Source organism: Microcoleus sp. B3-A4 (genome assembly GCF_036705385.1).
GTDB lineage: Bacteria > Cyanobacteriota > Cyanobacteriia > Cyanobacteriales > Microcoleaceae > Microcoleus.
Genome location: NZ_JAUBUI010000008.1, coordinates 1 through 11073 on the forward strand (window position 1 = coordinate 1; position 11073 = coordinate 11073).

General features: G+C 45.4%; 9 protein-coding genes. 5 read left to right on the forward strand and 4 right to left on the reverse strand.

Annotated elements, in window-relative coordinates:
* Together QUB33_RS06270 and QUB33_RS06275 are read left to right on the forward strand one after the other, a co-directional pair.
* Positions 1 to 427, forward strand: a 427-nt coding sequence (locus tag QUB33_RS06270) for a transposase (RefSeq protein ID WP_333348637.1), incomplete at its 5' end; no start/stop codon positions are given.
* Positions 428 to 1135: 708 nt separating this feature from the next.
* Complete coding sequence (locus QUB33_RS06275) at positions 1136 to 1393, forward strand: hypothetical protein (RefSeq protein ID WP_333348639.1); 258 nt, start codon at positions 1136 to 1138, stop codon at positions 1391 to 1393.
* Positions 1394 to 1560: 167 nt separating this feature from the next.
* Here the strand turns inward: QUB33_RS06275 and QUB33_RS06280 are convergent, their stop codons facing one another.
* From QUB33_RS06280 to QUB33_RS06290, 3 genes are all read right to left on the reverse strand, one after another.
* Positions 1561 to 1914: a DUF1257 domain-containing protein gene (locus tag QUB33_RS06280; protein WP_006635781.1), complete on the reverse strand. Its 354-nt coding sequence runs from the start codon at positions 1912 to 1914 to the stop codon at positions 1561 to 1563.
* A 130-nt stretch (positions 1915 to 2044) separates the two neighbouring features.
* The gene (ycf46, locus tag QUB33_RS06285; protein WP_190658409.1) at positions 2045 to 3565 is read right to left on the reverse strand and encodes a stress-responsive protein Ycf46; all 1521 of its coding nucleotides are present in this window, start codon (positions 3563 to 3565) and stop codon (positions 2045 to 2047) included.
* Positions 3566 to 3672: 107 nt separating this feature from the next.
* The gene (locus QUB33_RS06290) at positions 3673 to 4023 is read right to left on the reverse strand and encodes a hypothetical protein (RefSeq protein WP_006635783.1); all 351 of its coding nucleotides are present in this window, start codon (positions 4021 to 4023) and stop codon (positions 3673 to 3675) included.
* A 981-nt stretch (positions 4024 to 5004) separates the two neighbouring features.
* Here QUB33_RS06290 and QUB33_RS06295 point away from each other — a divergent pair.
* On the forward strand, positions 5005 to 5469 hold the full coding sequence (locus QUB33_RS06295) for a hypothetical protein (protein ID WP_006635784.1): 465 nt from the start codon (positions 5005 to 5007) through the stop codon (positions 5467 to 5469).
* A gap of 97 nt (positions 5470 to 5566) precedes the next feature.
* Here the strand turns inward: QUB33_RS06295 and sds are convergent, their stop codons facing one another.
* Positions 5567 to 6538 carry a solanesyl diphosphate synthase gene (gene sds, locus QUB33_RS06300; RefSeq protein ID WP_333056988.1) on the reverse strand — a complete coding sequence of 324 codons (972 nt, stop codon included), beginning with the start codon at positions 6536 to 6538 and terminating at the stop codon, positions 5567 to 5569.
* Between the two features lie 1631 nt (positions 6539 to 8169).
* On the opposite strand from sds, the gene QUB33_RS29635 reads away from it, so the two are divergent.
* Positions 8170 to 8328: a hypothetical protein gene (locus QUB33_RS29635; RefSeq protein ID WP_445299509.1), complete on the forward strand. Its 159-nt coding sequence runs from the start codon at positions 8170 to 8172 to the stop codon at positions 8326 to 8328.
* A 159-nt stretch (positions 8329 to 8487) separates the two neighbouring features.
* On the forward strand, positions 8488 to 11031 hold the full coding sequence (locus QUB33_RS06305; RefSeq protein ID WP_333348642.1) for a CBS domain-containing protein: 2544 nt from the start codon (positions 8488 to 8490) through the stop codon (positions 11029 to 11031).
* Positions 11032 to 11073 lie beyond the last annotated feature (42 nt).

The following is an 11073-nucleotide window of genomic DNA, read 5'->3' on the forward strand; positions in this document are numbered from 1 at the left end:
AGAATATACGGGAGTTTACCCGGAATCGGTTCACGCCGATAAAATTTATCGCACCCGAGTCAATCGAGCTTGGTGTAAAGAAAGAGGAATTCGACTAAGCGGTACTCCGCTAGGAAGACCGCCTACCCAAGTCAGTCGAGAAGCTAAAAAACAAGCACAAGAAGATGAGCGCATTCGCAACGAAATTGAGGGAAAATTTGGACAAGGCAAAAGAAGATTCAGTCTGAATAGAGTCATGGCTAAACTACCTAATACTTCTGAAACTTCCATTACTCTGACCTTTTTAGTGATCAACCTGGTGAAGCTGCTAAGGCAGTTTTACTGTCTTTTTTTGTGTCAATTTTTTCCAAATATTATGATTTTATCGAGAAGGATTAACTTGAGCTATGAATTAAATAATCGAAGTAAAGCAGGGCTTATTATGTGAGGAAGACGGGTCTCTTGTTCATTTCCCACCCCCTGCTTTTTATAACTTTTTCAGCAAACCCTACTTATTTGAAATGACTATAAACAAACTTTACATTGGACTGTGCCCAAGCTAAGCACCCCAGAACAGTGCGAACGATGGAGCGATTTGATGCCTTTACTCACCTGGCAATTATGGTTAGCTAAAGATGTCGTCAGAGAAATTCGTTTACCCTGGCAAAAGTCTCTGCCTGAATTGACGCCGGGAAGGGTTGTACAATCAATGCTTCCACTTTTAATCAGAATTGGGACTCCGGCTGTTGCTCCCAAACGGCGAGGAAATTGTGACGGATGGCAAACAGGAAAACCTCGTACTCCCAGATGCCGCTATCCAGTGGTCAAAAAGGGTAAAGGTCGGTTCCAAAAATCACCAAAATCCATCAGTTAACCTGGGAATCTCTCTCGCTTATTCACCACAATTTATGCTCAGCGTTAGCTGGGTAAATTTGTGCTTAGTCTAAACTCCAATTGCAAGTCTCCGAGAACGTCAACGGTCGCTGGTATTTATTTTATGGTTGAGTTTGATAGCTTTTCGCCAGCGACCATTGCCGTTCTTGATAACTGTTCGCTAGTCTCACAGCGAGCGCACTTTTTGACCTGCTTAGTCTAAACTCCAATCATTTAAGGAGTGGATAGGTTTTGTTTTTCACCCTCATTCTCTCCCAGCGCGGTGGCTCAAGTTCTACTTTTGTCACCGTTCTCATCTTTGGTTAGTCTAAACTACAGTTTAGTAGAACCAGCTTCTAAAGAAGGCTTTGTGAAGGGACTGACTGATGCGATGCTGAAGCTCGCCCTGTCGGCGGAGTTGCGGCAGAGTATGGGTAGCGCTGGATGGGAGCGCGTCCGGCAGCATTTTGACTGGGAACGCAAAGTCGATCGCATACTTGAAATTTATCAACAAACGATCGACGATTGCCCGAAGCATTAGGTAGCCGACCATTAAAGCATAAAGCAGCTTTCAACCTGAAAGCTGTTGCTTGGGGGTGCTAAAAAAGTATGTGGCGGTCCAAAGACCCCCCTCTACATCCTAGCGATCGAAAAACGGGTTAACCCGTTTGTTTGGTTAACCCGCGAGCTTGGAAACCTGCAGATCAATTAGTTTTGCACTACCAGCTTAACGTTGGCATTTTGCAAACCGCGCTGCTTGACTGCGGCCAAGGTCTTGTTAACTGCGTACTTCTGGTTAATGGAGTTGATTAACTCAGTTTGATTGTGTTTTTTGGCGACGCCCCAGAGGTCGGCAATCAGGTCAAAGGAACCATCGCTATTGCGAGACCAACCTAGGTCATATTCGCCTTCGAGAATCGCTACGATGTCGGAGCGAACGCGCTGACCGTTATAGCCACGAACATCAGCTTCTGACTTGACTGAAATGCCCAAGTCGCGCAGTGAAGCTTTCAGGATTTCGGCATCGGTGATTTTGGTACGCAGAGTGCTAAAGTGAGACATTGGATTTCCTCCTAATAAAACTGAGAGAGAAACAACAACGGTCTGGATTTAACGGTGCCGCTGGGCGGCTCTTGAATCGAACTGCTAGCTGTTGCTAGCCTTTGCTCCTGTTTGGACCAGGAGAAAGCTTTTAGAATTCCATTCGCTGGTATTCAGCGACGGAAGACGCAGCGGGCCGTGCACGCTGTCTAGCCCAATCTCGCAGGGCGGTGACCTGTTCGGTCATTGTTTTAGACAGTGGCATTGTGGATTTAATGGCCGCGATGATGTCTAGCTGCGTAAACTCTCGATCTTGAGCGAAGGCTTCGTACATTGCGGCTACTAGCGCTTGCTCAATCTCTGCACCTGAAAAGCCCTCGGAAACATTGGAAAGTTGCTCTAAATCGAAGCGAGTAATTTCCCGACGCCGCTTTGACAGGTGAATCTTAAATATATCTTGGCGTTCTTCTTTGGTAGGCAGATCAACAAAGAAGAGTTCGTCGAATCGGCCTTTCCTCAAGAATTCTCCCGGCAACCGCTCGATTCGGTTGGCTGTTGCCATTACGAAGACTGGGGAAGTCTTTTCTTGCATCCAAGTGAGGAAGGAACCGAAAATGCGGCTGGATGTGCCTCCGTCTGAGTCGGCCGAACCAGTGCCTCCTGCAAAGGCTTTGTCTAGTTCGTCGATGAAGAGGAGCGCTGGAGATATGGATTCTGCGGTTTTGAGGGCATTGCGGAGGTTTGCTTCCGAGCGACCCACCATCGAGCCGTCGTAGACTCTACCCATATCTAGCCTCAGCAGGGGCAGTCCCCAGAGGCGGGAGGTGGTCTTGGCAATCAGCGATTTTCCGCATCCCGGTACGCCGAGAATTAACATCCCTTTTGGTTGGGGCAGACCGTATTCTCTCGCCCTTTCTGTAAAGGCGTTGGAACGCTGTCTCAGCCACCGCTTCAGCTCTTCTAAACCGCCGACTGCATCTAGGGTTTCGTCTTCTTCAATGAACTCTAGAATGCCGTTGCGCCGAATTAATTGCTTTTTCTCAGAAAGAACTATGTCTACTTCTTCTTCGGTGAGACGCCCCGTCGAAACTTGGGCTTTACGATAAACTTTTTCAGCTTCGTCCTTGGTCAATCCCAAGGCTGCTTTTAAAAGTTTTTCTCGCGCTTCTGTGGTAATGCGTCGCGATTTCGTTTGCTCCAACTGACCAGACAATACTTGGTTTAGTTCCTTCATGTCTGGCAACGCGAAGTCTAATACCACTACTTCCTTTTCTAGCTCGATCGGAATTTGCTGCAAAGGAGACATCAGTATAATTGTCTTTTGCGTTCCTTTGAAGTTGGCGATCGCATCGCGCAACCACCTCGTTACCGGAGGAGAATCTATAAAAGGATGTAAATCTTTGAAAATGTAGATGCTAGCGTTAGTGTTGGGTTCTCGCTGCCTGATCACCCATTCAATTGCTGCCTCTGGCGAGACGGTGTTGTGTTGGGTGGTGGTGCGGGGTTGACCATACTCCACAATGCCGTGAGTTACAGTCCAGATAAATACTCGTCGCTGTGGTTTTGCTTGAGCTATTGTCGAAATTGCTTGCTCACACCGCTCTTCCTCGGATGTCACGAGGTAGATCAGAGGATATTGAGCTTGGATTAGAATACTGATCTCTTCTTGCATAGTCCTCGACCCACTAGAGACGGTGCTATCTTTGCTGAATCTCAATGCTGCCCTTCGCCGTCTTACTGAAAATTTCAGTTTTAGCTTTGTGGGGAAGCAAGGCATTCTTAGCAGGGAACCAATTCTTCCTCTCCCGGTTTGGCCGTGCTGGCACTGACGCCCGACACCTGCTTTACTGGAAGATCCTGTTCAGCCAATACGCTCGGCTGACTCGTTACGGATGCCAGTTCTCCATCTCGCATTACTACTGAACCCGTGCATTCTGGACAGTTGTATACCCGATGGGTTTGTCCGTAGGAGGCTTCTACTTCGTCAACCAGTTCGGGATTTCCTAGGTAGAAGACAATTGCCCTTTCTGCAATTGATGACATCGGTTCAGTTTCGACTGCGGCTCGGATTTTGAGCTGGCGATGCAGTTCTGGTGGAAGATACAATGTAACTTTTTGCTTTTCTTGCATATGACAGTGAATTGACTTACCCGGGTATGTATATCAGAGTAGCCGCTTAATTCTTTGCTGTCAAGCCTCTATGCTGCCTTAGCGTCATCTTGTAATATTTCGTTACATTTAAGGTGACTCTGGGGCAGTTAAGAACGAAAAAGTTAGGGGTGTAGCTGATGAGGCCGAGGTCCAGCGGCAGGTATGGGTAGCGTCAAGGACGATCGACCAACTATAAATAGGAACAATAGATATATAGGAGTAGGGCCAACAAATTGTTTGAGTCGCCATCTGGGGTAAGGTGCGCCATCAGCACCCAGCCGGCTCATGAGTGGTGAAGAAAGCTCTCAAAGGCTTGAAATGTCATAGCGGGCGATCGATAAATCTTCTTCCTCAAATAAACTACTCGTCATAAATAATATTTATTGCCAATACCCAACGGCTACAATGACGCAAACACATAGATTGCACTCATGAGCGGGCTGGGTACTGATGGCCAGCTCGCTGTTGAGTGGCTCAAACGCTTGGGCTAAAAGTCCCTCAAACGTTTGAAATGTAGTAGTTTGTAGGGTGCTATGCGGCACAAAGGTTGAGTTTGTAGAGTGCGCCGCAAGCATCGGTGGACTCAGTAAACAACGAAGTTACTAACTTTGGGCGTTTTGATTTTGAAACCCAGCTCCCCCAAGCAGTTTTTATTGCTTTAAGTGTGAAAAATCCGAACGTGAAATAGCCGTTTTCGGCTTTTTATCGGGTTCAGATTTAAGACACCTTGACAGCGCTAGCGCTCAGCGCCCTATGGTTAGACTTTTTGGATGACATTATGTAAGCTGTTACGCACTTAATTTTTTTGCCCCAATGCTCGCTACAAGGACTCTAGGGTGCTAAATATTAAATTTAGATGGGTGTCAGCTTATCTTTAATAGGGCAGTGCTGGGTAATATATACTTGGATGCGGACCTGCTAACCTGAAATTTTTAATTTTAGATATCAAAGAACTGACTGATGGATTTAGACCAACAGATTCAAGCATTGATCGAAAAAGCTCCGCCCGACGGTTCGACGCCACAAATCTTAAAGGCGATCGCCCCGGCCCTGGTGTTAATTGCCCAACAGCTACAGCACCTGGAATACTCGATCCTGCAAGCGGTAGACCAAAGTTGGGCGATCGTGGTTTTGAGCAATCTCAAGCAACCGGGACGGGAGAAGAGGGTGATTTATGCTTGGAACAGTCTTAAAGATGCGTCACAAGCTGCGGCGGCTGGGGGCGATCGCCTCAGACCGGTGCTTTTGCCTGTCACTCACATTTTATTTCAAATGATAGCTCTGGAAGGTCTTGACAGCATTGTTTTTTTTGAAAGTCCCGGAAATCAGGAAGTCGGGACGGAAATCCCTCGCGAGCAAGTACAGAGTTTAATTAACGTTTACTTGCAACAGTATCGATCGGCTCCACCGCCCGATATTGCCTAAACAACTCAATTTTCTATTAATTGGTAACAGGGAACTAGGCATTGGGAATTCCCCATTACTAATTCCCCATTACCAATAAACTGTAACTTTTTAACCTCTAATAAAGTCTACTCAAAACGTATTCAGCCAAATCAATCAAAGCTTGACGGGACTCTGAATGGGGCAGCGCAGCTAAGTATTCGACGGCTTTTTGTGCGTGATTTGTGGCTAGTTCTCGCGATCGCTCTATGCCTCTAGAATCTTCTACCAGTGCCAGGGCCTGCTCTAGATCTCCTTCTTGGGCAAATTCGCGTTCTATGAGAACTTCCAAGTAAGGTTTTTCTTCTAGGGCAAATAGTGCGGGTGCTGTCAGATTACCGCTTCTGAGATCCGAGCCTGCTGGTTTCCCCAAAGTTTCCGTTGAAGCGGTGAAATCTAATATATCATCTACTATTTGGAATGCCAAACCAATGTTCCGACCGTAGTTGTACAAATCGTCTGCTATTTCCGCTGAAACCTCGCTCAAACAGCCCGCTGCTTTGGAACTGTTGGCAATTAAAGACGCTGTTTTGTAATAACTTTTTTCGAGGTACGCTTCGATCGACAAGCTGGTGTCAAATCCATTGAGTCCCTGTTGAATTTCCCCCTCAGCTAAATCCATAATCACTTCTGAAAGCAGTTTGACTACTGGCAGGTTGTCGAGATTTGCCAAATGCCAGGAAGATTGAGCAAACAGAAAATCTCCCGCCAATACTGCCACTCGGTTGTTAAACCGACTGTGAACCGTCGGCACTCCCCGCCGCAGATCCGACTCGTCCACCACGTCATCGTGTACGAGACTAGCTGTATGGATCATTTCCGTGATTTCAGCGAGCCGGCGGTGTTTTTCCGTGATTTCCCGATCGGGCATAGTCGCCTTGGCCATCAACAGAACGATTGCGGGTCTCACTCGTTTTCCCTTTGTGCCGAATAAGTATTCTGCAGCCGCGTACAAGATGGGATGACGGGCACCCACTAACTGTTTTAAGTTTTCTGTCAACAGTCGCAGGTCTTCTTCAACCGAGGAAAATAGGAGAGTGCTAGAGATCATGGATACGCCGACTCAAGCCGTAAAGTAACAAAATTTTACATATCATATCTTTATTTTAAGGTAATTCTCTGCAATAGAAAAGAAAAATCTAGGCGATCGGCAGTTATTTGTCATCTGCCACCCGATGGGAGTTACCCGCCTGCCAGAGGTGAGTAGCCGGCTGTCAGAGGGGTTGCCCCTATTGTATCGAATTGTTAAGGACACTGCCAAAAAATCTCTAAATCCCAGAAACCCTGTGTTATTATGGGTATTAAGGATTTAAACAATTCTATACATTAAGTACAGCCAGACTGGCAGGTAGCTTTTAGGTGCCTGTAAAAGTTTCGTAGAGCCAGCCTTGTTAGTCGATCGCAGCCCAAATTTCTGGGACAGATTTTTAGTTCCTCGCGGCTAAAAGTTTTCAGAAGTTAAGAGTAGCGCATCTTATGTGCACGGTAGCTCAAAGCAGCTAAAGTGGATGGTTTTAGGCTGTTTAAGCATCTGTAAAGCAGTAAATCATTATAGATGACCGGGAACGCCTAAATGTTCCCGCAGGCTTGATATGGAAAAACAGCCTTCAGAACCAAGGCATGGTCTTGCGTACTGACTTAATGTAGTAGGTCTTGAACTTGTCCTGCTCCTCCTCGTCCTTGACTTTTGGTTCTAATTATGATTTATCGCGATATTCCTCTAATTATTCCCATTCTGGCCGCCGGCTATGTAATGACTATTTATGTAGTGCTGATGTTGGCCGAACGCAGCGCTAAAATCACTCGATTGGGCGAGTAGTGCACTGCTGGGCAGCCGAAGTCGGCAGCAGCGTCCTCGCTTCACCCTTGAGAATTCGGAATACTAAATAATAACCCTGCCTTGAATGCTTGCGCGCAAAGGCAGGGTTATTATTTACAATTGCGGGTAGCATGATTTTCTGGGCTGCTAGTTACTGCAACACCTAGCTACAGTTATCGATGTTCAATGCCCACAGCCTCTGAGACAGGATATTATATTTAGTAGCAGCTTGTATCGCTCACAGCAAGTTTCATGCCAGGGAACCCGGCAAATATTCCGAGAAAGCTATTAAAGTGCTCTCAAAAACGCTGAGTTTGAAGTTATCGGTTATTGTGGCAAAAATCTTAATATTCCTATTTGGTAGGGCAAGAAATTACAGAAATAAAAAGCGAAATTTCTGAATCTAGCAACCTGCTTGCTCAACTAAAGGCATCCATAAACTTGCACTGCCATCAAATATTTCATCAAAGGGTGCTTAACTTGCTGAGTCAGGAAGATAGTCTCTACCATTTATTCACAGCTTCGCAAGAATATAACTGGCGAGAGAGAGCCACACTTTTTTTTAAGTTAAGAAAAATATAACCTTTTATAACTGTAAAAAAAACCACCTGCCAATATTACTGGTCTATTAAGTCTTGATTAAAAGAACTAAAACAAAGAGGAGAATTTGTCATAAATTATCAAGCTTGACTGCCTAAGTTGTTGTCTGAACCCGACAACTTAAAACAAGTTTGGATAAAAAATATGATGCACAATGCTTTACAATCTATAGATAATTGCCGAGTTTTAAAAGTAGAGATGAGAGCTGAAAATCAGAGCCTGCTCGTCAGTGGCAACTGAATTCTTGGGGAATTTGGTCACGAATATTTGAGCAGTTCTTTATCACAAAACCCGCCACCGAAGGCAGCGGGTTGGGACGAGAGATTGTTAAAAAAAGTGTGGAAAAACATTTGGGTAAAATAGAAGTAACATCAGTTATCGGTCAAAGGACGTGTATTGTGTCAATCCCGATCGCCGTTTAGCGCGATCGTACTAAAAACTCTACCAATGCGCGGCTAAAAATGCAACTCTAGACCGATGTCAAACCAGGATTGCGGTGGCCGTACCGCGACTGTAAAATCGGAAATCTAAAATGGTATTAAGTGCAGGTTCCGCCTGCATCTATCCCCCTTGATTTGCCCATGTCAACAACAGCTTCTGATACCCAAAGCTTGCTAGAACAGGCGATCGACCCCAAACCCCCGGTGCTGCCTCCAGACACACCCTTGAAAGTCGCAATTGCTGCCATGACTGAGGCGAGTGCCAGTTGCATTTTAATCGCGTTTGAGCAGCAATTACTTGGAATTTTTACAGAGGGCGATGTTGTGAAAATAACTGCTAGCGAAATACCGCTAGCAGGGGTGGCAATTTCTGAGGTAATGACTGAAAACCCGATCGCCCTTTCCCTCGATAAAGCGGGGAATATCTTCAAGGTATTGAGCATATTGCGATCGAAAAGAATCCGTCATTTACCCCTCACAGACGAAGGTGGCAACTTGCTAGGCGCTATCACCTGCGAAAGCATCCGTCAAATCCTCAAGCCGGCAGACTTGCTGAAAATGTGGCGCGCCGAAGAAATTATGACTGCACAATTAATAGTTACTTCAAGCAGCGCCTCAGTTTTAGAAGTGGCAAAACAGATGAGAACCCAGCGGAAAAGCTGCGTAGTTATTTGCACTGAAAGCGACAACAAAAATCAAAAACCTGTGGGCATAATTACAGAACGCGACATTGTTAAATTCCAAGCTTCTGGACTAGATTTGGCACGTACTCCCGTCACTGCCGCGATGAGTTTTCCGCTGATACCGTTGCAGGTAAAAGCCACATTGTGGCAGGCTCACCAGTTAATGCAGCAGCACGGCATCCGGCGCTTGGTGGTGGTGGACGAGGAAGGATATTTAGCCGGAATTGTGACTGAAATTAGCCTGCTGCAGGCCTTAGATCCGGTAGAAATGCACGCCAATGTCGAGCTTTTGCAGGAAACAGTTGCCGACAAAATTCAGGAGTTGAACAAAATGAACGAAGAATTGCAAAAAGAAGCGTTGCGTAGAACAGAAGTCGAGGAAAAATTGCGAATCTTAAATGATAATTTGGAAGAACAAATCAAACAGCGAACTTTAGAATTAATTAATGCCAACAGTCAGTTAAAAAAGGAAATAGAAGACCGCACCACCGCTGAAGCTGAAGTTCGCCGCCTCAACACGGAACTCGAACAGCGAGTTCTAGACCGCACGGTTCAACTAGCAGCCAGTAACGAAAAATTGCAGCAACAAATTAGCGGTAGAAAATTGCTCGAAGAAAAATTGCACTTTTCTGAAAGGAAAGTCCGCGCCGTTTTTGAAGCGATGACCGACATCGTTCTCGTGCTAGACAGTCAGCGGAACATAGAAGTTTTGCCAACGAATGTGGCAGCCGCTTCTGAGCCTGATTGTGATATAGTCAGCTTGACCATCGAACATTTTTTTGACGACGACAACCCGGATGATTGGTGGGTGTTAGTTCAGCAAGTGTTAGACACACAACAAACTATCAATTTTGACTACAGCTTAACAGTTTGTAACCGCGAAATTTGGTTTTCCGCTTGCATTTCTCTGTTTTCAAAAGATGCAGTCATTTGGGTTGCCCGCAACATCAACGCCCGCAAAATAGCCGAGTCAGCGCTGTGCCAAAAAAATGCAGAGTTATCTCATACCTTAGAAGAACTGAAGCGGACTCAAAAAGAACTCATTCAATCAGAAAAAATGGCAGCCCTCGGACAGTTAATTGCCGGAGTTGCTCATGAAATCAATTCTCCTTTAGGGGCGATTCGCTCTTCGGTGCAGAACATCGCCGACTTCTTGACCGAACAATTGCAGCAGTTGCCAATATTTTTTCAAGAACTATCCCCGGAACGGCGGGATGATTTCTTTGCTTTGCTACATAAGTCCAGCAAAGAAACAGATACATTATCTAGTAAAGAAAAACGTCAGTTAAAAAAACTTTTGCAGGGGCAATTAGAATCAGAAAACATTGACGACGCCGCCAGTCTTGCCTGTACTTTATTAGATATCGGCATCGGCAATAATGTAGAACGTTTTTTGCCTTTGTTGAAAGACAGCCAAAGTCGAAATATTGTACAAACTGCCTACCAATTTGCTACGGTACAAAAAAGCACTAAAAATATTGCTACGGCTACGGATAGGGCAGCCAAAATCGTTTTTGCTTTGAAAAGCTACTCTCGTTACGATCAGTCGGCTTCTAAAGTAATCGCTAATATTACCGAGGGTATTGATACTGTTTTAACGCTTTACCACTACCAAATCAAACACGGTGTGGAAGTAGTCAGAAACTATGGTACTAATGTGCCCTCTGTGCTATGCTATCCTGATGAACTCAATCAAGTTTGGACAAATTTGGTTCACAATGCTTTACAAGCGATGGGCAACAAAGGAGTGTTAAAAATTGATGTCAAACACCAAGCGAACGCAATATCAGTCAGTATTACCGACAGTGGTCCCGGCATTCCACCAGAGATTATGCCGAGAATTTTTGAGCCGTTTTTCACAACTAAACCTCCCGGAGAAGGCAGTGGTTTGGGATTAGATATAGTTCAAAAAATTCTGGAAAAACACCAAGGTGAACTGCAAGTAGAAAGCGTGCCCGGTCAAACAAAATTTACTATATCCTTGCCCATCGGAATCCCTTGATAGCAATAAAAAAAGAGGAAAATGCCCCCCACTTTAAAATTT